General features: G+C 67.2%; 19 protein-coding genes. 17 read left to right on the top strand and 2 right to left on the bottom strand.

The genetic code is table 11. The annotated features are described in order from the left end of the window. Positions 1-9: 9 nt before the first annotated feature. Positions 10-1593: a cutinase family protein gene (locus tag G6031_RS02815; protein WP_182652371.1), complete on the bottom strand. Its 1584-nt coding sequence runs from the start codon at positions 1591-1593 to the stop codon at positions 10-12. A gap of 29 nt (positions 1594-1622) precedes the next feature. Further along, positions 1623-2414, bottom strand: a complete 792-nt coding sequence (locus G6031_RS02810; RefSeq protein ID WP_182652370.1) for a hypothetical protein — start codon at positions 2412-2414, stop codon at positions 1623-1625. A 328-nt stretch (positions 2415-2742) separates the two neighbouring features. On the opposite strand from G6031_RS02810, the gene G6031_RS02805 reads away from it, so the two are divergent. The 17 genes from G6031_RS02805 (at position 2743) to G6031_RS02725 (ending at position 22077) form a co-directional block, all read left to right on the top strand. Beyond that, on the top strand, positions 2743-3024 hold the full coding sequence (locus tag G6031_RS02805) for a hypothetical protein (RefSeq protein ID WP_182652369.1): 282 nt from the start codon (positions 2743-2745) through the stop codon (positions 3022-3024). Beyond that, a complete protein-coding gene (locus G6031_RS02800) occupies positions 3024-4178 on the top strand; it encodes a conjugal transfer protein (RefSeq protein WP_182652368.1) in 1155 nt (384 codons plus the stop codon). Before G6031_RS02805 ends, G6031_RS02800 begins: the two co-directional genes overlap by 1 nt. Positions 4179-4236: 58 nt before the next feature. Beyond that, positions 4237-4560: a hypothetical protein gene (locus tag G6031_RS02795; RefSeq protein WP_182652367.1), complete on the top strand. Its 324-nt coding sequence runs from the start codon at positions 4237-4239 to the stop codon at positions 4558-4560. 61 nt (positions 4561-4621) lie between these two features. Next, positions 4622-5341 (top strand): hypothetical protein, encoded by a 720-nt coding sequence (locus tag G6031_RS02790; protein WP_182652366.1) that lies wholly within the window; start codon positions 4622-4624, stop codon positions 5339-5341. 1 nt (position 5342) lies between these two features. After that, positions 5343-7898, top strand: a complete 2556-nt coding sequence (locus tag G6031_RS02785; RefSeq protein WP_182652365.1) for an ATP-binding protein — start codon at positions 5343-5345, stop codon at positions 7896-7898. Beyond that, on the top strand, positions 7895-9826 hold the full coding sequence (locus G6031_RS02780) for a hypothetical protein (protein WP_182652364.1): 1932 nt from the start codon (positions 7895-7897) through the stop codon (positions 9824-9826). Before G6031_RS02785 ends, G6031_RS02780 begins: the two co-directional genes overlap by 4 nt. A gap of 13 nt (positions 9827-9839) precedes the next feature. After that, positions 9840-11534: a peptidoglycan DD-metalloendopeptidase family protein gene (locus G6031_RS02775; RefSeq protein ID WP_241737155.1), complete on the top strand. Its 1695-nt coding sequence runs from the start codon at positions 9840-9842 to the stop codon at positions 11532-11534. Continuing rightward, on the top strand, positions 11531-12124 hold the full coding sequence (locus G6031_RS19050; protein WP_182652363.1) for a hypothetical protein: 594 nt from the start codon (positions 11531-11533) through the stop codon (positions 12122-12124). Before G6031_RS02775 ends, G6031_RS19050 begins: the two co-directional genes overlap by 4 nt. 614 nt (positions 12125-12738) lie before the next feature. Continuing rightward, complete coding sequence (locus G6031_RS02765; RefSeq protein WP_182652362.1) at positions 12739-14994, top strand: DUF853 family protein; 2256 nt, start codon at positions 12739-12741, stop codon at positions 14992-14994. A 196-nt stretch (positions 14995-15190) separates the two neighbouring features. Then, positions 15191-15496: a hypothetical protein gene (locus G6031_RS02760; RefSeq protein ID WP_182652361.1), complete on the top strand. Its 306-nt coding sequence runs from the start codon at positions 15191-15193 to the stop codon at positions 15494-15496. A 911-nt stretch (positions 15497-16407) separates the two neighbouring features. Beyond that, positions 16408-17196: a hypothetical protein gene (locus G6031_RS02755; protein ID WP_182652360.1), complete on the top strand. Its 789-nt coding sequence runs from the start codon at positions 16408-16410 to the stop codon at positions 17194-17196. A gap of 221 nt (positions 17197-17417) precedes the next feature. Further along, positions 17418-17981, top strand: coding sequence for a hypothetical protein (locus G6031_RS02750; protein WP_182652359.1), 564 nt, complete (start codon positions 17418-17420; stop codon positions 17979-17981). Between the two features lie 73 nt (positions 17982-18054). After that, positions 18055-18786, top strand: a complete 732-nt coding sequence (locus G6031_RS02745; RefSeq protein WP_241737154.1) for an HNH endonuclease family protein — start codon at positions 18055-18057, stop codon at positions 18784-18786. Between the two features lie 48 nt (positions 18787-18834). Continuing rightward, positions 18835-19164 (top strand): hypothetical protein, encoded by a 330-nt coding sequence (locus G6031_RS02740; RefSeq protein WP_182652358.1) that lies wholly within the window; start codon positions 18835-18837, stop codon positions 19162-19164. 14 nt (positions 19165-19178) lie between these two features. Then, entirely contained in the window at positions 19179-20111 is a 933-nt protein-coding gene (locus G6031_RS02735; RefSeq protein ID WP_182652357.1) for a hypothetical protein, read from the top strand. Further along, positions 20111-20305, top strand: coding sequence for a hypothetical protein (locus G6031_RS02730; protein WP_182652356.1), 195 nt, complete (start codon positions 20111-20113; stop codon positions 20303-20305). Before G6031_RS02735 ends, G6031_RS02730 begins: the two co-directional genes overlap by 1 nt. A 1175-nt stretch (positions 20306-21480) precedes the next feature. Continuing rightward, the gene (locus tag G6031_RS02725; protein ID WP_347238431.1) at positions 21481-22077 is read left to right on the top strand and encodes an ATP-dependent Clp protease proteolytic subunit; all 597 of its coding nucleotides are present in this window, start codon (positions 21481-21483) and stop codon (positions 22075-22077) included. Positions 22078-22115: the final 38 nt, after the last annotated feature.

Here is a 22115-nt window from a genome sequence, read left to right as displayed (position 1 = left end):
TTTCCCCGGTTAGGCGAGCTGTTGACCGATGAAGTCGGAGATCTCCTGGGTGCCGGTCCGCCCGCTAGCCAGGGGCTGGCTGGCGTAGTTGGTGTGCGCCCCGGAGGCGAGGAAACTGGCGAAGTCGACCGCCTGGCCGAGCACGCCGTCCTTCGGCAGCCCCAGGACTGTCTGGGCCAGGCCGGGCAACTCCTGGAGCGCTCCGGACTGCGCGACCTTGCTCCCGACGTTTGAGGCTTGTCCGACCCAGGTGCCGATCAGGGGTGGCAGAGCGATGTAGTTCTGGGTCGAGACCGCGGCGGTGATCGCCGCGGTGGTGGCTGCCAGTTGGGCGAACTCTGCCACCGGGAGCTTGGAGACGATCTGTCCGATGCTGGTGGCGACGTGACTGGCGAAGGCAATCACGCGGGGAACGAGATGGGCGACCTTGATCGCGACTCCGAGGAGATCTCCGTTCAGGAGTGTCTGGAAGATGACGTTGAGCTCGTCGAGGATTGGGCCGAGTTCGCCGCCTATCCCGACGTTGCTGAGGTTCAGGCCGATGGACTCGAACTGGGTCTTGGTCTTGGTGAGCTGCCGCTCGGCGGTGGCAGGGTCGCCGGATCGGGCGGCCTGCTGGACCGAGCCGAGCAGCTGGGTCAGAAGGTTGTTGCCCCCGGCCTGCTGTGGGACTGCGTTCGCATTGACGCCCCCAGGCGTGGCCGGTCGGACGGTGGCTTCGGTCTCTCTGATGAGCTCCTCGGTGCTCAGTACGGGGGCGGCGTGAACTGGTGCGGGGTCGCTGCCGGAGTGTGTTTCGGGGCCCAGGTTGACGTCGGCGGGGGGCTGCGCGTCATCGACAGCGGCCGGCTGCGCGGTCGTGGAGACCGCGTTGACGACTGCCGTCATGCTGCGCACAGGGTCACTGAGGTCCAGGTTGGCGCCGAGCTTTCCGAGCATCGCTAGGGCGGGTTTGTCGGCGGGAGTGTTGCAGTAGATGTCGTCGGGATTGCACACCCAGGAGGCCTTGTCCTGCAGTGCTCCGAGTCCGCCTCGCGCGCCTGCGAACCCGGTGGAGGCTGGGGCCGCGATCGCCGAATCTCCCGGTGATTGACCGGGGTCGGCGAGCAGGGCTACGGAGGTGATCCGGTCTGCCGGTATCGAGGAGTGACCGTGTCCGATGGCTGCGGCGAGGTCGCCCGCGGCGTCCGCGCCTTGGCTGTACCCGGTGAGGGAGAACACGGTGTTGGGGCACTCGTTCATGCGTGCTTCCATCTCTCGTGTGGCGTTCTCGATCCCGATCTTCTTGGACTGGGCGTAGGTCATTCCGCTGCTCGGGTCGACGGCCACGGCCGGGTAGGGGACGTAGAACGCTTGCGCCCTGCCGGTGGCAGTGAGTGGCTTGGTGACGTGGGACAGCATGCCGATCTGTGCGTACGGGTCGGCGTTTTCGTTGGTCTCACCGGTGCCGGGGAAGGCGATGATGAGGTTGTCTGGACAGCGGTTGCTTCCGTTGTTCTGGGCAAGTGCTGAGGGCGCTACGAGGCTCGCCGCGATGGCCACAGCTGCCGTCATCGTGACCGCCGGATGCGACAACCGTTCGAGTAGTGACATCGTGTTCTCCTGTCGAGTGGTGAGGTTGGTCAGGCGGCCATGAGGGCGGTGATGTCGCCGTTGAAGGCGTCGAAGGTGTTGCTTTGGACGGAGGCGAGAACGGCGACTCGAAGCTTTCCTACCGCTCTGCTCAGGCGCTGTCGTAGCGCCGCATCTGACACAGCGAGGTCGAGTGCGAGTGTCTTGAGGGTCCCGGTTGGGTTCACGTAGGCCCGGTCAAGGAGGTCCATCTCGCTGTCATTGAGGACCCTGTTGACTGCTGCCCATTCGATGAGGGAGCGGGCGTCCAACGGGTCCGACTCGGCGCGCTCGCGGTCGGGAAAGTCGAAGCTTGTGGAGTCGGGTTCAACGGGGTACTGCGCCGGTACGGGGCGGAGTTTGGTGATCTTGTGGAGGGTGTCGAGCCCCAGTGACGCGGCAGTTGCCGCCGCCCCGGGGCGCCACTGACCGAGCACGTCGTGAAACGCTGCCAGGGTTTGCTGAGCGCGCTCATCGAAGTAGTTCTCGGAGCGTTCGTGGACCGGGGTTCGTGCGTAGCGGGCGCTGCGCATCAGCTTGGGAAGCATGCATTGGGTGAGCACTCGTCCGGCGAGCTTGTGCCCGGAGTGGTGCTCGGTAAGCAGTGCGACCACTGCACGGTCGGGGCGGTGAGAGACGATCTCGACGACGTCCTGCAGTGAGGTGGCATCGGCGAAGACCGAGTAGGTGGAGGACCAGGCGGCGACGGCGTCGTGCGAGGCGGGGCGGGTGATGAGCCACGCCCATTCGCGGTGCAGCTCGGTCCAGATGCTGGAGCGAGCGTGGGTGGCAGTTGTGGGCATTTCAGGGACCTCCGAGGGAGTGCGCGTTGTACTCGGTTAGGTCCACCCAATCAACCCGTGGTTGCCTCTGACCTGCGTAAATATGGTTGCCGGAGTGGCGATCTGTGGTTGCCGCAAGCCCGAAGTGGCGGGTGATTTTCTGCGGCCCGGTTGGTTAGTCCGGACCTGTGAGCTGCGGTGTGGCGGGTCGGCAACCCTGCCGTGCGGAGTGTGCCGAGAAAAAGTTCTGCGGATCTGTCACAACCGCTGTTCCCGGTCCACCTACCGCTAGGTGAAGGCCTTTGAACGGCCCGCCCACCACAGCCCGTATTGGGAGGACGCGCACATCATGAACTCCACCCCGGACAGCGCGAACGCTGAGCACGAGGACCACCAGGAGCAGTTCCAGGATCTGGCATTGGTCTACAGCCACACCACGGCCGTGAAGGAGGCCGCGGTGAAGCTCTACCGAGAGCCGACGTCGCCTTCGGCCTCGGCCGATTTACGAATGCTCCTGGGTGTGCCGGCGGCTCTGACGCTGTCGGCTCTGGAGCGGCTCCAGGAGTGCAACCGCCGCCAGAACCTGCGCGTGATCGAGGGCGGATCCACCGACGATGAGGCGGCCAGCTGATGGGGTTCTGGACGAACAAGCCCAAGGAGAGCGACACCAGCTTCGAGGCCTCGACCAAGGGGGGCCGTTTCGGGCTCGGCAAGGGGAGCGGTGGGGACGCGAGTGAGCAAGAACAGTGGACGGGCAAACAAGAGCTGATCACCCGGAGCTGGAAGGGGGCCGGAGTCGCGGCCGTCGTTGCGGGACCCGTCGCGCTCGGGCTCGTCCTGGCGAGCGCGATGGGCGCCGATCCGGCACCAGCTACGGCGCCGGTGGTGGCGCAGGACACCAACGCCGAGTCACAGGCCGGGGAGCTTGCACGTCAGCTGACGATCGCCTGGCTGGAGGCCAAGCGGGGTGATGAGAAGTCGCTCGAGGCGTTCGTCGACGTGCCGGGTTCCCTGCCGGGTGAGGCACTGTTCCGGGTGAGTGAGCCGGCGGTTGCGGCGATCGAGCGGGTGCCGGCGGCGGAGTTCACACCGGCGCCGGCACAGGGTGCGCCGGCGGACGCGGCCCCGGCTGGTGCCGGCGGGCGGTCGTTGGTCCGGGACGCCTATTCCGTGGTCGTCTCGGCGTGGGTCGCGGCGACCACGGAGGACGCGCCGATGACCCGCCGCTACTTCCAGATCCCGGTGCTCCTGACCCCCTCCGGTGCGCGGGCGGCGAGTCTGCCCTCCCCGGTCGCCGCCCCCGCGGCGGGCTCGAAGGTGGAGACGGCCTACCGCGCGAGCGCGGACCGGTCTCATCCGATGGTCGTGTCCGCTCAGCAGTTCCTGAACTCGATGCTGGCCGACTCCGGGGAGATCAGCAGGTATACCTCTCCGGGCGTGGAGATCTCGCCAGTCACGCCGCCCATCGCGTCGTCCGTGGAGATCGAGACCGTCGCGGCGAATGACGATCTGCCGTCGGCGAACGAGAGCGTGCGGGATGGCCAGTCCGCGCAGATCTTGCTCACGGTCCGGTTGCGCGACGAGGAGCAGCGGCCGGGGATGTCGGCGCAGTATGCGCTGACGATGGCGGCTCGTGCGGGCCGCTGGGAAGTCGCCTCGATGGACGCCACCCCCAAGGTGCGGGCCCTGGCGTCGTCGTCAGCGCCGGCGGCGGGTGAGTCCTCCGATTCGTCGTCGCCGCCCTCTGTCCAGACTCCGGTCCCGGCCGCTCCTGGTTCGCCGTGACCGGGAGCTCATCTGTCATGTCCCACCTGTCATCCCATCGGAAATTGAGGTCCTTGAAATGAGCATCGTCACCACGCTTGCCAGTCCCGACACCTTCGTCCTCGCCGACGGTCTGCTCGGCACGATCAACGTCAAGAGCGAGGAGGCCAAGGAGACCGTCCGGATCGTCTCCGGCCTCGTCGCGATCGCGTTCGTTGTCTTCCAGGCCGCCGTGTCGCGGATGGCCATGGGCCGGATCATCGTCTCGTCGTTGGCCGCCGGCGTGTTCCTGTGGGTGGTCTTCAACGTCACCGAGGTCAAGGACAAGGTCGGTGAGGACCTGGCGCTCTCTGTCGTCGAGAGTGTCGCGGTCGCCCCGTCGACCCCGGTCCTGCCCGTCTGATCCTCTGCTGCCCCCGCAGCACACGAGCCCGTAGCTGAACCCCACCGAGGAGGCCCACGGTATGGCCGAGGAATCCACGTCCACCCAGGACATCGCGAAGGTCTATACCGCCACGCGCCGCTTCCCCCAGTTGATCGGGCGCACGAGCGATGGGTCGCGGATCTGGGGAGGGCCCTACACCTACACGCAGATCTTCGGCGGCGGTGCCGCGCTGTTCGTGCTGTGGAAGTCGATGGCGTTGTGGTCGATCGGTGGTGGCTTGATGGACTGGGCCGTCGTCCTGACCCTCACCGCCGGCGTGGTGGTTGGTCTGGGAAAGCTACCGCTGGGCGGACGCAACCCGCTGTCGATGCTCCAGGGCGTCGGCAACGCCGTTGCCGCCACAGCGCCTCGCGAGGTCGGAGGAGTGACGATCCGGCCGAGGAAACCACAAGCGGTGTACTCCCCGGTCCGTATCCTCACTGCGCTCTCGCCAGAACCGGCCGCCGAACCCGCCCGCGCGGACACCGCGGTGGCCGCAGTGTCCACGGCAGATCCCGTCCCCGTGGCTGCGTCGAGTACTCCCGAGTCGCGGCCTCGTCGACGGCCCGCCCCCGCCGCGGTCCCCGCCCCCCAGCGTGAACCCGCCGACGTCGAGCGGGAGACGGTGCCCGCGCCGCCGCGCCTGGTCGCCCTGGAGGGCGAGGGGCGAGACAGCTCGCCACCCAGGCCTCGCGTTGCGGCAGCGCAGACCTCGGTTCAATCCCTTCTCACCATGGCGCAGCAGCGCAAGGAGGCCTGACATGTCCGCAGTTCGACAGCCAACGACGAAGATCGCCTACAACCTGCGCTGGACTCGCTCTGGCGTGGTGTGGGCCGACTATCTGCTCACCGGGATCGATTACGGCTACCGCGGGAAGGAGGACAAGCGGGCGGCGCGGAACCTGCACCGGATGCTCGCCCGGGCGCTGCCCGGCGAGTCGTTGCTACGGGGGGTGTGCGCGTCGTTGAACCCGCTGGCGGTCGTGGAGCGGATGGAGCGGGGCATCAACCTCGATCTCCACCCGGCGTGGGACGCCGAGTGCGACGCCACCGTGGACACTCTCTCCGGGATCAGGCCAGGACAGCGACTGTACTGGCTGTCGATTCCGCTGACCTCTGGGACGTTGCGCGAGCAGATGCTCACGGGCTTCACCTCCGCCGTGGAGGCGGGTGCGGAGAAGCTGGGAGTGCCGGCATCAGCGGTTCCTCGCGAGGAGGTCGAACGGCGACGGGATCAGGCGGATCGGATCGTCCAGGCGATTCCGTCACCGTTCGCCCCGATCCCGGCGACTCCGGCGCAGATGGTGTGGCTGTGGCACCACGATCTGCACCGGGGGCTGAGCCTGGACGCGGATCTGCCCGACCATGTCACCACTGCAGAGGGCGTGAAGACGCCGGCGGCGTTCACGCGGGCGAGGTTCGACGAGGGTGCTCAGCTAGATCGACCTGATGAGGGGTGGCGGAGCAAGACTCCGACAATGGAGACAGTCCTGCGGGTGGACACCCCGTGGGCGTTGGACCCGCCTCAGCCGTCCTACCAGGTGTATTTGTGCCTGTCGGACCTGCCCTCGGGCGGGACGCTGTTTCCCGGGTCGGAGTTCCTGTCGATCTGCGACGCCATCGCCGGCTTCGATGTCGACTGGGCGATGCGCCTGACTGTGCGCAGCTCCGAGGAGGTGCGGGCGAAGAATCGGCGATCGCTGATCAACCTCAACGAGCAGTTCAACCAGCGTGAGGGAGAGACGAGCCACGCAGGAAACCACCTGGCTGTGGTCGCGGACGAGCTCGCCGAGTACGACGCCCAGCTCGAGGCCGACCGCATGGAGGTCGAGGTCGAGTGGACCACGATCTTCTCGGTGGGTGCCCCCACGGCCGACGAGGCCCGCCGCGCGGCGCTGGATCTGCAGAAGGAGTTCGAGTCCTCGAACTACACCTTGGTTGCGCCCATGGGCTTCCAGCAGGAGCTGTTCTGGGCGTGTGTCCCGGGCTTTCCTACGCCCCGGATCTGCCGGGAGTTTCGGCAGAACACCACCTCGTACCACTGGTCGGCGTACGTGCCGTGTGTGCGCAACGATCTCGGAGATGCGACCGGGCCACTGTTGGCGATCAACATCTCGAACGCTCGGCTGGGCGTGGTCCATCACAACGTGGAGGGCAAGGCCGCACGTGATGTGTCCGGGTCGATGGCGGTGACAGGCAACCTAGGGTCCGGCAAGTCGGTCCTGCTCAAGACCGTGGCCGCCAACATCATCGACCGCGGTGGGCAGGCGGTGGTCATCGACTCCACTCCGTTGGGCGAGTACGAGAAGTGGGCCCGGTCGATCACCGACGCGACGGTGGTCAACGTCGGTGAGCCAGATGTGTCCCTGGATCCGCTTCGGATGTTCGTCGGTGACCAGCGCAAGGCCGCCGAGGTGGCTGGATCGGTGTTGCTGCCGATGATGGGGTTGGACCCGGCCGACGATCTTGGGTCCGCGCTGTCGCAGGTGCTCTCGGCCGACTACCGGGCTGGGTTCGGGCTGACGAGTCTGGCCGATGTCGCCGACCACCTGGCCGACCCCGCGTGTGAGATCGAGGGCGCCAGGGAGCTGCACCGCAAGCTGGCGGTGTTCATGCGGGACAGCTCCACTGACGTGCTGTTCCGGCGGGATCTGCCGATCCTGGTGCCCGAGGCGCCGGCGATCGTGTTCCGCACCCACAAGCTGTCCCTTCCGACCCGTGATGACGTGCTCTCAGAGCACCTGTTTCGGCGTCTGTCGATCGCCACTCGGGTGGGGCACATCATGTATCAGCTGCTCGCGGAGTTGGCGCGGGAGATCTGCTTCGCGGATCCGAACCGCTTGGCTGTGCTCCTGTGCGACGAGGCGCACCGGTTCACCAGCTGGCAGCGAGGCACCTTGATCTTGGCCCAGTTCATTCGCGATGGCCGCAAGCACGGGGCGGCGGTGCTGTTGGGTAGCCAGGACCCGGAGGCGGACTTCGGGGACGAGACGATGCGGGGCTTGATCCCGACGCGCATCGTGATGCGACAGACCGACGAGACGCTCGCCCGCAAGTGCCTGCGGTGGCTGGGTGCGGGCGAGGATCCGGTCTTGCTCAAGGAGCTCATGGAGCAGACCTCGCCGGCCACCGGCGTGGACGGGTACGTGGAACCGTCGCGCCGCGGTGAGGGGTACATGCGAGATGCGATGGGCAATCTCGGGAGGATCAAGGCGCTGGCCCCGTCGATGAAGGCTCGGTTCGACGCGGTGACGACGACGCCCAAGGAGCGGTCGGAGGCCGTGGGCCGGTCTTCGGTCCTGGTGACCCGATCATGAGATGCCCCCGCGCGCTGGCCTGGGTGGCCGCGTCTGTCTACGGGCGCCTGGCCGCGGTGATGGCGCTGGTGGTGGTGTCCGTCATCGCGGGTGCTGGCGTCGCCTCGGCTGACCCGGAGCAGGCGAGCGAGGGGGCTTTCGCTACACCGTTCGACTTCATGAACATCCGCGACTCTCACGGGATCTCGGTGTGGCGGTACATGATGTCGATCGACCAGGGGTCGGCGACCAAGCCCATGGCCGTGATCTGGTCGTTCTGGATCGACGCACTGTGGAACATCTACCGCGGCTTGATGGCGGCCTCCATCTGGTTCGTGGGCTGGATCCTGCAGTTTGATTGGCTGCGCATGCTCTTGAGCTTTCTGCAGCCTCTGGGTGACGCGATGCAGTCGTTGATCGACCAGACGGGGTTGATGCCGCTGTTCCTGGCGATCACGGCGTTCGTCGCCGGGTTGCTGATGCTGCAGGGCCGCAACGCCACATTCGTCTACGACATCGTCATCGCGTGCGCGATCGCGGCAGCTGCTACGGGGTTCATGTCGGATCCGGTGGGCAGGATCGCCGGGGAGAGCGGCTACATCACACAAGCCCGCGACGGCGGGCTCGAGCTCGCCGCGAGCATGAACCGCGGCGAGGGCACGCCTGAGCAGATGATCCAGACGATGCAGCTGGAGATGGCGGACGTGCTCATCCGCCAGCCCACGCAACTGATCAACTTCGGGCGTGTCATCGACACCGAGGGTGGGGCGGACTGCGTCAAGGAGTGGGACGCCGGCCACCAGAACGTCGAGGGCAACGACCGGGACACCATCAAGGACAACGTCGCCAAGTGCGGTGAGGCCGGCGAAGCCATGAAGGAGTATGCAGACAACCCGAGCGCGATGGGGGCCCTGACGACGGGATTCGTGCTGTGGGGCGGACTGTTCATGGTGCTGCTGTGCTTCATCCTCGGCCTGGCGGTGATGTTGGCCGTCTTCTACTGCGCGTTCATGTCGGTCAAGCTGATCTGGGACATGCTGTGGGGCATCTTGCCGGGGACTGCTCGAGGCGGCCTGTGGCGCTCGGTGGCGGGCGTGGTGATGGCCCTGTTGTTCATCGTGGTCTCGGTGGTGTTCCTGATGACCTATATGCAGTTGATCAGGTCGTTGTTCACCACCACGCAGGGGCAGAGCCTGCTTGAGCGGGTCATCATCATCGGGCTCGTCGAGCTCATGGGCGTGATCTTGTTCTGGAGGCTGTGGCGGGGGTTCCAGCGCCAGCAGGATGGCCTAGCTCGAGCCATGGGCAAGCGGCCCGGATCCAAGCCGACGGCCTTGCCGACCCGCCAGCCGGTCAACCTGGCCAGCAAGGCGCTGCGCACCTACGGAGCGGCGAAGGTCGTCGGGCACACCGCGGCGGCGCTGTCCACGGGCGGTGGCGCGGTGGCCGCCGCAGGGACCAAGGTGGCGGCGACGAGGCTTGCCAAGCCGGCTGCCCAGCAGCAGCCCGACCGGGACCCGGCCTCGGCGCTGACCCCGGAGGGGACGGCGCCGGTGCGTCGCCTGCAGGTGGTCAACGAGGGCCGTTTGGAACTGACCCAGGGGCCGCGCGCTCTCGAGGGGCCAGATGGGGGGCTGTCGTCGAGCGGGCCCCCGTCGGCGCCGAGTTCGCCCGGTGGAGGCCGGGCGGCGTCGGCGGCTGCGCGACCGCGTCCGGACATTCCGATGGTCGGCGAAGGTGAGGGGTCTCCTCCTCCGGGTCGTGGGGAGGTTCCGGTGGTGGCGGAGATCGTGGACGAGCCCGCCCCGCGGGGCGCTACCCGGGTGCGAGCTGAGCGTCTTCCTCACCAGGCGGAGCGAGATCAGTACCGGAATCTAAGCTCGAGCGGCGGTGCGGGGATGACCCGCAAGGTGCACTCGATGGCCAGCGCCGGCGGCCGGGTCGCGTGAGCGGAGTCGGCTGATGACGACGTCGCAGGCCCGTGGAGGGGCTGAGAAGCAGGGGCTGGTCGCCAAGATCGGAGCTGGGGGCTTGGTCCTCAGTGGTGGGATCGCGGCCGGGTTGGTGGTGGCGGTCGTGACCCCGCTGATCGCGGTTCTGGGGGTGATGGGCGCCTCGCAGTACTGCGGCCCGGGCGGCGGATGGGGGTCATCGGGAACGGTGACCTCGATTGAGGCAACCGGAGAGCGGGTGTGGCCGCTGGCCGAGGGCACTTACCAGATCACCAGTGAGTGGGGTCCTCGCTTCAACCCGGTCACTGGGGGTTCGGAGCTGCACACGGGCATCGATCTCGCCGCCCCGATGGGGACACCGATGTACGCCGCGATGGATGGCAACGTGGTCGCCGCGGGTGAGGCCTCGGGATTCGGGTTCTGGATCGTGATCGATCACAACGACGGCGGCAACCCTGTCTCAACGGTGTACGGGCACATCCAGACCCAGCAGGACCTCAAGGTTGCGGTCGGGGACACGGTTCATGCCGGCCAGGTGATCGCGCTCGTGGGCAATGGCGGCACCTCGACAGGGCCACACCTGCACTTTGAGTACGTGCCCGGAGGGCGCCTCCAAGGCAACCAGACCGTCAACCCGAGGGTCTTTCTGGACCAGGCCAAGAAGATCACCGCGCCGGGGTCCGCAGGTGGCGGTGGCGAGCACGCTCCGACGACGGAGGCGGATCCGCTGCTGGTTGCCGACCAACAGGACGTCTCCAGTGCCGTCGACGACTGTGGGTTCGGTGGTGCAGGCGGCAACCTCAAGCCCGGGTCCGTGCCGCCAGAGTTCGTCAAGTGGTTGCAGCTGGCGGCCCAGGAGTGCGAGGAGTTCACCGCCCCGCTGGCGGGCGCGCAGATCAAGCAGGAGGGCAACTTCCAGCCGCACGGAGCGAACCACGCCGGCGCCAGTGGATACACGCAGTTCATCCCGGGCACGTGGGCGGTGTGGGGATACAAGGTCGACGACCAGGGGCGCAAAGTGGGGCCCGCCGGCGGCGGCGACCCCAACAACATCGGGGACGCGGTGATGGCGCAGGCCCGCTACATGTGCGCGATCTTCGCCAACCAGAAACCGCTGATCGCCTCCGGTCAGATCAAGGGAGATCCCGTCGAGCTCGCCCTGGCCGGATACAACGCGGGCGAGGGCGCGGTGCAGAGATTCGGTGGTGTCCCGCCGTACGCGGAGACCCAGCACTACGTGAAGATCATCCGCCAGTACGAGCAGGAGATGACGGCTCCGGGCGGAGAGGGAGAGTTCCAGGCCGACCCTAACGGCCCGCTCGGAGAGCAGATCGTGGCAGCGGCGATGTCCTACCGGGGGCAGCCGTACGTGTGGGGTGGAGGGGATGTCAACGGCCCCACCACCGGCGTGCCGCACCCTCAGAACCCGGGCGGCCCGGGGCTGGACTGCAGTGGGTTGACCACCGTGGCGATCTACAAGGCCTCGCGAGGCAAGATCACCCCGCCGCGCACGGCTGAGGCTCAGCTCGGATGGACTACTCCAGTGCCGATCGATCAGGTCCGGCCCGGTGATCTGCTGTTCGAGCCTGGGCACGTGGCGATCGCCATCAACCGCACCACCATGATCGAGGCGCCGACCTTCGGACAGAGCGTCACCGAGACGCCGATCCGGGCGGGCATGACTGCGGGGAGGGTCAAGGCATGAACACGTGGGTTGCCGGCCCGCTGGTGGCCATGGTTGTCATGGGCGGTGCGCTGGGAGGATGCTCCCGTGGCTCCGAGGAACCTGTGGCGCCGGCGCAGACAGCTCAGCAGCTGCATCCGCAGGTTCCGCCGGATACGGTTGCCAGCCCAGAGCAGTTGGCCAAACGGTCGCCGGAAGGCGGGGACGCGGGTGAGCAGGATCCTGATCGGGATCCGCAGTGGGTGATGGTTCAGGCGGGGCAGGCGCTGTTTACCTGGTATCCGGTCACTGACGCCAACCGTGGAGCGGCCACTGAGCGGGCAGCGCAGTTCCTGGTTCCTGAGCTCGTGCACGCCACGCCGTCGATCCAGCCCGGCCAGCAGTGGCAGAAGTGGCGCGCGGAGGGTGCGGTCATCACCGCCCAGGCCCGGGTCTTGGACGAGGTGCACCCCCCGGACACCGAGGAGATGGTGTGGCGGGTGCTGGAGGTCGTGCAGAGCAAGACCACAGGGGCTGGGGTGCAGCGGGTGGAACCGGCCACGACAGTGTGGATGACCTGCGAGCGCCAACCGGACGGGACGTGGAAGGTCAAGGACTATCGCCTGATGTAGGACCGTGACGTCGGGGCCGGCCGGGAACTTCGGCCGGCCCCCTTTCTTGCTGTCGGTATGCCCTGAACACCACGCGTGTATGCGCCCGATATGCGCGTCTGCGTGCCTTTTGGTACTTGGCTTATGCGTGAGTGTTGGCGTTGCGGGGGCGCGTGGATGGGGAGTGGGCGGCGGTGGTGCTGCGCCGGTCGCGACCGCGAGAGGCCGCGCTGTTGCCGTGTGTGCGACGGGATGCCGGGTGCAGGTATGGGGGGTTGACGAGTATCTTCCCGACCCTGTAGCGGGGCGGTTAGGCTCATCCGCTGTGACCTCCGGCCTCGCGTTGAGCCTAGCCCCCCGTGTCAAGGGGAGGGTGCGCGCTGGCCGCCGTATGCGCGAGGTGTGCGCGCCCTATGGCTGTCGCCATCGTGGCGGCTGCGCGCCACCGGCTCGGCATATGTGAAGCAACTGCGTGCCAGCGCGCCGCCATACAGGCCCTAGCGAGCACGCATACAGCGAGCAGCGCCAAGACATGCGCCTCGGCGCCGGGCGAGGAATCTCGCGATCCGATGTCACAACCGCGGTCGCGGGGGCACCTGCCCTAGTGCAGAAGACCCCGCGATTGGAGACGCCTGATGGTGCACCCCGCAACCGAGAAACCCATCACCACGCCGCGGCCGCGCGGCAACATGCTCGACCCCCGCGCCCGCGCGTGGCCGGCGGTCACCGCTCTCAGCGGCGCCGGCGCGATCGCGGTCGGCGCCGGCGCCGACCTTGTCGGGTACGGACAGTGGGCTCTGCCTGGAGCCGCCGGTCTCGGGTTGGTCACCGCGGCGTGCGCGGGCCACGGACTTCGGACCCGCCATCGGGACATCACACATGACCGCGCCGTCGAAGCCCTCGCCCCGGTGCTCGGGTGGCCGAATCCCTCCCGAGCGATCCTGAGGGTGCGTCGCTGGGAGCCGGGGATGCGGGGCACGCCAGTCAAGATCGAGCTGGCCTACAACGGCGCTGGCATGGCCATCGACCCCGGATGGCAGAGCGCCGTCACCGAGACAGTCAAGCGCCTGGGGTGGGGGCACTACGAACTGGCCGGGCACGATCGTCGCAACTGTGTGTTGCGCTTCCGGTCGGCGCCAGACCCCGAGCGGGGTGAGGACTACCAGATCCGGGCCCGGGTGACCAGAACGGTCAAGGCGATGTTCGGACCCACCTCGTCGGTCACCGATCTACGGTTCACCGACGACGGTGAGCTTGCCGCGTTTGACGTCTCCCACGAGATCGGACACAAGCTGGCCCCGTCCGGATACCGCGCACGTCTAGAGCGCGTCATCTCCCAGACCTTCCCCGGTCGATGGCGGGCCCGGTGGCAGATGGAGGAGGACTCGGTCACCTTCGAGGTTCGCCCCAGCATGCCCCAAAGCCTGTGGAACCCCGAGGCACCGGTCGTCGACGGAGAGGACCTCAAGAGCACGTACGAGTCGACCGAGATCCGCTACGCGGTCGACGAGGACGGTGTCGAGCACGTGTGGCGCCCGGCGATCAATCCGCACTTCCTGCTCATCGGGTCCACCGGTACGGGCAAGACCGCCACAGGGCACTCGATCGTCATCGAGTTCACCCGTCACGGATGGCCGGTGTGGATCGCCGACGCCAAGGGCACCGAGTTCTTGCCCTTCCAGGACTGGCCCAACGTGCAGATCGTGGGAACCCACCTCGAGGAACAGATCGCAGTGATCTACCGAGCGTGGGAGCTCATGGAGTACCGCTACGCGCAGGTCGTCTCCGGACGGGCCAAAATCAGCGACTTCGACCCGCTGCTGCTGTTCATCGACGAGTTCGCCGACTTCAAGAACAACCTCAAAGACTGGTACCCCCAGCGCAAGATCAAGGGCGATCCCACCCAGCCCCCAGTGCTCGGGTTGATCAACTCGCTGGCCCGCAAGTCCCGCACCGCGCGGATCCACCTCGTTCTGGCCACCCAGCGCCCCGACGCCGACATCTTCGGCGGCGGCGAGGCCCGCGACAACTTCCGCCAGCGCTACTCCATCGGACGGCTCTCGCCCGACGGGGCGCAGATGATGTGGGGATCTCAAGCGATCGGCACCGCGATCCCCGCCGGCCTTCGCGGGCGCGGCACCTCCATCGCCCCCAATGGCGAAGCCAAAGAGGCTCAGTCCTATCGCGTGCCCGACCCGGCCAAGACCGACGACCCGCAGGAGCTCGCCCTCCTGGAGCGCCTGCGGCCGGAGACCTCGCGGCACAAGAGGTTGCTGATCAAGAAGCCGTTGCCCTCTCGAGAGACAGTTCTGGCCGTCGAAGGCAAGAACGCTGACTACGACGACGACGAGGTCGTAGCCGCGATCGAGCCGAGCTACCGAGACTGGTGCAACGCCGAGTGGGTCCTGGCCGAGGAGCATCCGAATCTGGACCCGGTCCAGCGTCGTCGCGAGCTCGTCGAGTCCGGTCGGCAAGACCCGAACGCGGGCTCAACGCTCGCGCTGTTCGGCCTCCACCGGCGCCACCACATGTCCGACCTGGTCGACGCCGCGGAGATCGGCGGCGTCGTGGAGGAACCGGCACGGCCGGCGCTGCACATCGTCCCGGATCCGGTCGATGACTCCGGAGAGACCTCAGGCGATGACTGGCCGGACTACGGCGACGTGCACGACCTGCCCGCCCATGAACTCGCCGTCGGTGACCTCATCTGCGTCGACGACGCCACCGACGAATGGGGCGTCATCGACACCGAACCCGGCGAGGACTTCGCCGATCCAGAGCAGCTGCTCATCACCTGGCGCGGCCTCGGCGACTCCGAGGGCACCACGACCCTCTCACCCGGTGAGTACGCACGAGTGCGCCGCGCACTCGAAGAGGAAGGATTCCGATGAAACCGAACCGCACCCACAAAATGCCCGAACGCTCGCCGAGCCTGCGGACAGTTAACCCGGCGGGCGAGCCGTGGCCGGATGACTGCGCCATCGCCTCCCAGCTGCGTTCCGAAGGGGGGTCGTGATGTTTGGCGACCCCCACGGGCGCCCCGCCGCCGGCGGCGCCGGCCGACACTCAGGTGCAGGTGGCCGCGACATGGACCCAGGAGAGTTCTTCGGCTCCCTGCACGTGCTGGTCCTCATCATCCCGGTCGTTGGCGCGGCACTTCTTGCCACGCTCACCGATTGGGCTCACTGGGCAGTGGAGCGCGGAATCCTCGCCTCTGCACTCGAGGACCCGCTGCTGCCGATCCCCCTCGCCGACGGAGCGGGCCTGGACCTGACCCGTCTCATCATTGTGGCCGCGATCGTCGTCGCAGTGTCCGTCGTCGCCTCGGTCCTCGTCCGCCCCTACCGGGCGCGCGCCCAGCTGCGGGCCATGCGCGAGGGAGATATGTCATGACGTCCTCACCGGTTCGCGAGATGACCAGGGCCGAACGTGAGAGGCGTGCGGAGGAGCTGACCTGGGAGTTGGCGCGGGTGGATCCGAAGGTGGAGTGCGCCTCCCATGGCCGGCAATGGCAGCAGACCGAGTACAGGATCAGGGAGGCGCTGCGCGAGAACCGGGTGGAGGATGCGCGCAAGCTTGCGCGTGGCGTGACTCCGATCTGCCGCCGATGTCCAGTGGTTGATATGTGCCGTGAATGGGCGTCGGTATCGCGCTATTGCGGCGTGGCGGGTGGTCATCTTGTGCGCCACGGGCGACCGCTTAAGGCCAGTTAAGTGCCCGGGTATGAGGGAAACAGTGGACACTCTGACGCTTCCGGTAGTAGCGTCAATGGCGTCCACTACATGGTGCAGTCTCACCAACTGCGCCGCGAACAAAGCGAGATAACCATGACGGTTCGTCATGCGCCTTCGCGCATCCAGCAGTCCTCCCAATTCCTTCCCCATCGCCAAGCGCGCACCGGTTCTCCTTCCCACCGAGCTGCCCTTAAGATGGGGAACGCTGAGCAAGCAGGTCCTCTGACCGGTTGGTCCCGGAACGAGACCTGTGAGACGGGGAGCCGTCGGCGACGGGGGACGGGTTGGACGCCCGCCTCCGTCGTCGCTCAGTCCGAGACGCCTACGGGTGAGTTCGACCCCGGCGAGGTCGCCGACCATCTCACTGCGCTCCTGGCCGTCGGCTGGACGCTGCCGCAGCTTGGGCAAGAGGTCGGGCTTGACCAGGAGCAGCTGCGCAGCTTGCAGGCTGGGGTCGTGGTCGACCCGCGTTCGGCCGCAGTGTTAGTGGGCTTCGGTCTCGGGTGCCGCCCGGGTCAAAAGCTGGCTCCTTCGCTCGGTCCGTGGCGCAGGACTCAGGCACTGACCGCGATGGGGTGGTCGTTGGAGCGCCAGGCCGCGGAGCTGTCTACAGCCCCGGACGTCCTGGACGAGTTGCGTCACACGAGGTTGATCGATGGCCGCCTCTGGGAGGCGGTCGACGGCCTCTACGACCGGTGGTCGATGACTCCCGGTCCTGACACCGCCGTGATGGAGCAGGCCCGCGCCGCCGGAGTCACCCCGCCGTTGGGCTGGGATGACGAGGATCTCGATCACCCCTCGGCGCGGTCGCTGGCCGGGGTGCGCAACCGGAGGGCCATCGTTGACGAGGCGGTGGTCGAGCGACGCTGTGGTGGCGACACGACGGTGGCCATCTGCCCGGGTGAGCGCGCTGAGATCACCCGGATAGCCGTGGAGGAGCGGTGGCCAGCAGCACGTCTGGCGCTGGTGTTAGAGATCGACGAAGAGTCGGCCCGCCGTACGCTTCGCCGCTGGCGCGCCTCTGACCGCGGTGTCCCGGACTGCCCGTCGTCGTCGGGGGTCTGCGATGACGAGCAGGCGGACGAGCTCGCCGCGGCGAGCGACGAGGGGCTGGGCGACCTGGAGGGGCCCACGGAGGGGGAACTGGAGAGCCTCGAGCGGGCCGGGGAGCGGGAGTGGGTCGCTCTGGACGTTTGTGGGCAGTTGGACCTTGGACTGGCGGTGCATCCGCGGTACAGGGAGCGGCGCCGGCCGTCTCCGTGCCCGGGCGCTGGGGCTGCGGGAGGTGGAGGCGGGGATCCGGGCGAGTATGAGCAACTGGCGCTCGAGGTGGTCGTGGTCCAGGCGCCGGCGGCATGAGCCGCCTCCCGCACAATGACCGCATGCCGATGACATCGCGCCAGGCCGTGGTTGCTGTGTTTGTCGTGACCGTTCTGGGCGCTGGCGTCGTCGCGGCGAGTCCCCTTCTCGTCGTGCCGTGGGCCGCTACGGTGCTCGCCCCGGCCGTTGTCATCCTGGGGGCTGCAGCGTTGTCTGTGCCCGTTCGAGTGCTGTGTGCCGTCAGTGTTGACGATGAGGGTGTGCCGATCGCGCCGCCGGGCCGTGGATTGCTGGTGGGGTTCCTCGCGCTGGCGGCGGTGGCGTCTGCGGTGGTGGCACATCTACACCCTGACCGTCCGGCCCTGGCGGTGCTGGCGGTCGTTCTTCTAGTGCCAGGGGTGTGGTGCGCCGCGGTCGACCAGGTCGCCCACCGCATCCCGACCCGTCTGATCTGGACCGGGCTGGCGGCCACGATCTGTGGGGTCGTCCTGGCCGCGTCGCTCGAGCACGATCCGGGCAGGATCGTCCCGGCCCTGGCGTGGGGGGCTGTGTGTGGGGCGGCGCTGTTCGTGTGTGCCGTGATCACCGCGGGCACACCGGGCCTGGCCGACGTGCGCCTGGCGGTGTTGCTGGGAACGCTGTGCGGGTACCTCGGGGGAGAGCACGTGTGGGCACTGACGGTGTACTCCACATTGACCGCTGGCGTGGCTGCCGCACTCCAGCTCCTGCATCGTCGATTCGTACGCCACCGCCGTGAACGCGGCCGGCTGGCGTTTGGCCCCTACCTCATCCTCGGAGCGGTGGCCGCACTCGCCGTGGGCTGACTGCCCTTTGTCGTCGCCGCCGCTGTCCGGGACACGACCTACGGTGCGCGGTGACCGATGAAGGAGTCATCCGATGGGAGATCTCATGGCCGCCTCGATGCGGGCACGTAAGGGCTGGGCCGCGGCCGCGCTGACGCTAGTCGTGGCCGCCGGTGGGTACGCGGTGAACCAACTCGACATCGACCAGGGCTCGCAGCCAGCCGCTGCCGCTCCGCCGGCGCTGGAGACATCGGTGATGCTGCAGGCGTCACTGCAGATGCTCCCGGTCGTTGAGCCGGTAGATGTGCCAGGCTACGACCGATCCTGCTCGCCTGGCGCCGGCTGTTCGTTCGGGCCCGCCTGGAGCGATGACACCTCAGCGCCGCTGGCACGCAACGGCTGCGACACCCGCAACGACATCTTGCGCACCAGTTTGACCAACGTCACGCTGCGCCCGGGAACCAACGACTGTGTCGTGGAGTCCGGGCTCCTACTGGACCCGTACACGGGAGAGCAGGTCGAGTTCAGCAGGAGTCGCGGCAGCGAGGTGCACATCGACCACCTGGTGCCGTTGGCCTACGCGTGGCGCCACGGAGCCGCGGGGTGGCCGCAGGAAAAGCGGGCCGCGTTCGCCAATGACCCAGCGAATCTGCGGCCCACCCAGGGTTCGGTCAATCAAGCCAAGGGAGACAGCGGGCCGGGTGAGTGGATGCCGGTGGTAGACCAGTGCGGATATGCGACCGCGTTCGCCACAGTCGCCGTCGATTACGGACTGAGCATCACCGCCGGTGACCGTGATGTACTCGCATCCGCGTGCCCGGTCTAGTGGCCGGCGCCGCTTGTCACCATGCAGAACCGAGCCCAGGAGAGTGCCATGCGCAGCAAGAAGGAAGCAGAGAACGCCGCCCGCGGGTTGCTTGAGAGCAAAGTTGCCCTCGTCGGCGCTATCGGGCAAGCGATCGAGGAAGACCAGAAGGCCGCGCAGGCCGTCGTGGATGCCCAGGAGGCCAGAGAGGCTGCCGAGGAGAACATTCGTCGCGCGTTCCAGGCTGCTCGCGATGGCGGGTGGAGCGTGGAGGAGCTCAAGGATCTCGGGTACGAGCCGCCGCGGCGCCGGCGCCGGCGCAAGAGCTCCCCGGGTGAGCAGGAGCCGGGCCACGAGCAGTGGGAGGGCCAGCCCTCCGACCCCGAACACCACCAGTAGTAGGTTGCGCGCTCATGGCCAGCTCGTCCAGTCGTTCCAAGTCGGCCCCGCCGGGCGTGGTCGACATCGACCGCGGTAGCCCCGACGATGGGACGCTGCGCAAGCAGGGGGTGCGAGTCTCCGAAGAGGAGTTCGCCGATCGCGCCCAGGAGCGAGCGTCGGCCCGGGACCTGGACAAGATGGTCATCGCGGGGGCGTCGAACTCGCGTGCAGCTGATCGTGACCGGGCGTTCCCCCGGGCCGCAGACAGTCCATTGTCGAACCCCCGTAAGGCGCGGCCGCTGCAGCACCCGGGCATCACCCGGACTCCGCTGTCCTCGCGTCAGCGGAAGGACCGCTCCGCGGTCAAGAACCGCGTGGTGGACGCGGCGCCCAAGGCGCAGTTCACTGCCGTGGCTGGTCTGGTGGGTGAGCGCTCGCAGAAGTGGGGGCGCATCAACGACGCGTTGTCCGAGGCCAACGGCGATGCCCAGCTACTCAGCGACGCCGATCGGCGGGAGGTCCAGCGGGTCGACCGATTCATTCAGGCGTACGAGCAGCAGTCTGGCCGCGAGCACCGGGTGTATGTACCGGTGAGATTGCCCGAGCGAGCGACCTCGCTACGTGAGGTGGGGGAGCAGTTGCCAGCGCAATCGCTCATCGAAACAGACCGGTTCACCGGTGGTGCCCACTGCCTTCACGAGCTCGACTTCATCCGAGGTGACCACGACGTCGTCCTCGAGGTCCAGACCCGCCGCGGAGCGTATATGGGGCATTCCGACACCAAGGACGACACCAGTCACCTGCTACCCCGCGGAATGCGGCTTCGTCACGTCGGATCACGGACGGTGTCCTACACCCGCCCCGATGGCTCGACCGGCGAGCGCATCGTGATCCAGGCCCGGGACCTGACCGAGACCCAGCAACAACGCGAAAAACGACAGAAGACCACGACAAGGAGACGATGATGGCCAAAAAGAAGCGAACCCTGAGCATGTCCCGCGACTTCCTGTCCGGCAACGCCCCCACGCTCGCCGACCTCAACCCCCGCACCGAAGCCGAGGCCGCCGGCGATCCGACGATCGACTGGGAGCTCTTGGAGGAGACTCGAGCGGCCGATGACGCACTGTTTGAAGAAGAACCGGGGCCGGGGCACGTGTAGCGGGGTTGAATCGGTCTCCGATAGGACGTTGATGCACGAAGGCACCTCGCAGTTTAGGCGAGGTGCCTTCGTGCTGCACTGGCGCAGCTCAGGAGCTCGTGCACGCCGTCCGTCTACTTATCGGCAGCGCGGGACCGGCTTCTGGTTGTACACGTAGGAAGCATGCACGTAGCCCCATCGGGCAAACTGCCCGTGCTTTGAGTCATTGACGAACACCTTGAACCACCGGTTCGTTCTGTAGTTGCCGGTAGCCCAGTCGCCGTCCGCCCAACACTGAACCCAGGATCGCTGCGTCCGTTTACCGGCGTGGCCGGTATTGAGGACATAGCCGTCGAGGGTCTTGGAGGAAACGACGGGAGCGGTACGTACCGCGGCTCCGACCTGTACATCGACAAACGGGTACGACTGCGCCGTCGCAACAGGTGCCGAAGATATTCCACTGGCCATAACGGCCACCGCGGCAGGAACTACCAGGGCCCGCCGGGCCCATTCTGTGACTGACATGATCTGCTCTCTCATCGAAGAACCCGAAGCCAGATTTGACGTCGGGAGTGGCACGAACCGGGTCGCGTCTTGCTTGAGGCGACCCGGCCCGTGTTCTCAACATCCGGTCCAGAGGGCCGGTCACCCGTTGCCCCTCGAGGGTTCGCAGCCCTCGAGGCAGATGACATGGTCGTTAACCGGAAACTCAAAAGTAGCGGGAGCGCCAGAAGCGCGCAATAGGTCATGTCCAGCGCAGAAGCAAATCCCAGGATCCGTGTGACTGATGAGACTTACGTGAATGGGATTCGCCCTAAGAGAGAGGTCGCCCCCGCCTGCGAAACGAGGGAGACCCGGCCAACTGGTGGCCAAACCGGCGGTCGCGGCGAAACGCGGCCAACCTGGATGTTGAGAACAGGGCCGACTTTGCGACCTTGCCGTCTCTTCGATAGAGACCCCATAACGGTAACGCTAGGGAATCTGGTTGTCGACCCAGCCGTTCGGCGAGCCGCAGAAGTCTGCCTGGTGGGATGAGCTTGCAGCCTGAGCAAGCCGAGGTAGCCAGCCCGCCGGGGTGCGGCGTTACCAGGGAGCTCTCTCGTGCAGTTGGTCGAGGCATGCGTTTCGTGGGTGTCACTGCCTCCCTCGCCGGGTCTGATCGTTTCCGCTGAGCGCGGAATAGGTGGCTTCGCCGTGTGGGTGCTCTGCACGATGGAGCCATGACACTCTTGGAAACGCGGTTCGACTCCGAGCCAGGGAATTCGCTTCCGATCGGCATCGACCCGATGGTCGCAAAGGCTGCCGAACAGCTCGAGTCCAAGCGGGTGGTGACGTTGTTCGGGGAGGTCAACGATGAGGTGTGTCGCCGGGTCGCGGTGCAGATCCTGCTTCTGGCGGATCACGATGCCGAGGCGCCGATCGTGCTCCTCGTGGACTCGCCCGGAGGGTCGGTGTTCGCTGGGATGATCGTCTACGACGCCATGCAACTCGTGCCGTGCCCGGTGCATACGGTGGCCCTTGGTTTCGCCGCGAGTATGGGACAGTTCCTCGTCACCGCCGGCGAGCCGGGTCACAGGCTCGCGATTCCTCATGCTCGGATGCTCATCCACCAGCCCTCTGCCGGGGTCGGTGGTTCGTCAATCGATATCGGGATCCAAGCCGAGCAGCACGTGCGGTCGAAACAGGAGATGCTGCGTCTCCAGGCTCACCACATCGGCAAACCCGTCGAGCAGATCGAGCGGGACTCAGACCGCGATCGGTGGTTCTTCGCACCGGAGGCCGTTGACTGTTAGGGACGTGCTTCGGATAGCAGGGTTCTGATGATCGGGTA

The sequence above is a fragment of the Dietzia sp. CQ4 genome, from assembly GCF_014145125.1.
GTDB classification, from domain to species: domain Bacteria; phylum Actinomycetota; class Actinomycetes; order Mycobacteriales; family Mycobacteriaceae; genus Dietzia; species Dietzia natronolimnaea.
This window is presented reverse-complemented; position numbering and strand designations above follow the sequence as displayed.

Bases quoted from the DNA above. Each gene is read 5' to 3' on its own strand.
- G6031_RS02815 (WP_182652371.1), bottom strand. From the start codon at position 1,593: ATGTCACTACTCGAACGGTTGTCGCATCCGGCGGTCACGATGACGGCA.
- G6031_RS02810 (WP_182652370.1), bottom strand. From the start codon at position 2,414: ATGCCCACAACTGCCACCCACGCTCGCTCCAGCATCTGGACCGAGCTG.
- G6031_RS02805 (WP_182652369.1), top strand. From the start codon at position 2,743: ATGAACTCCACCCCGGACAGCGCGAACGCTGAGCACGAGGACCACCAG.
- G6031_RS02800 (WP_182652368.1), top strand. From the start codon at position 3,024: ATGGGGTTCTGGACGAACAAGCCCAAGGAGAGCGACACCAGCTTCGAG.
- G6031_RS02795 (WP_182652367.1), top strand. From the start codon at position 4,237: ATGAGCATCGTCACCACGCTTGCCAGTCCCGACACCTTCGTCCTCGCC.
- G6031_RS02790 (WP_182652366.1), top strand. From the start codon at position 4,622: ATGGCCGAGGAATCCACGTCCACCCAGGACATCGCGAAGGTCTATACC.
- G6031_RS02785 (WP_182652365.1), top strand. From the start codon at position 5,343: ATGTCCGCAGTTCGACAGCCAACGACGAAGATCGCCTACAACCTGCGC.
- G6031_RS02780 (WP_182652364.1), top strand. From the start codon at position 7,895: ATGAGATGCCCCCGCGCGCTGGCCTGGGTGGCCGCGTCTGTCTACGGG.
- G6031_RS02775 (WP_241737155.1), top strand. From the start codon at position 9,840: ATGACGACGTCGCAGGCCCGTGGAGGGGCTGAGAAGCAGGGGCTGGTC.
- G6031_RS19050 (WP_182652363.1), top strand. From the start codon at position 11,531: ATGAACACGTGGGTTGCCGGCCCGCTGGTGGCCATGGTTGTCATGGGC.
- G6031_RS02765 (WP_182652362.1), top strand. From the start codon at position 12,739: ATGGTGCACCCCGCAACCGAGAAACCCATCACCACGCCGCGGCCGCGC.
- G6031_RS02760 (WP_182652361.1), top strand. From the start codon at position 15,191: ATGGACCCAGGAGAGTTCTTCGGCTCCCTGCACGTGCTGGTCCTCATC.
- G6031_RS02755 (WP_182652360.1), top strand. From the start codon at position 16,408: ATGGGGTGGTCGTTGGAGCGCCAGGCCGCGGAGCTGTCTACAGCCCCG.
- G6031_RS02745 (WP_241737154.1), top strand. From the start codon at position 18,055: ATGGGAGATCTCATGGCCGCCTCGATGCGGGCACGTAAGGGCTGGGCC.
- G6031_RS02740 (WP_182652358.1), top strand. From the start codon at position 18,835: ATGCGCAGCAAGAAGGAAGCAGAGAACGCCGCCCGCGGGTTGCTTGAG.
- G6031_RS02735 (WP_182652357.1), top strand. From the start codon at position 19,179: ATGGCCAGCTCGTCCAGTCGTTCCAAGTCGGCCCCGCCGGGCGTGGTC.
- G6031_RS02730 (WP_182652356.1), top strand. From the start codon at position 20,111: ATGGCCAAAAAGAAGCGAACCCTGAGCATGTCCCGCGACTTCCTGTCC.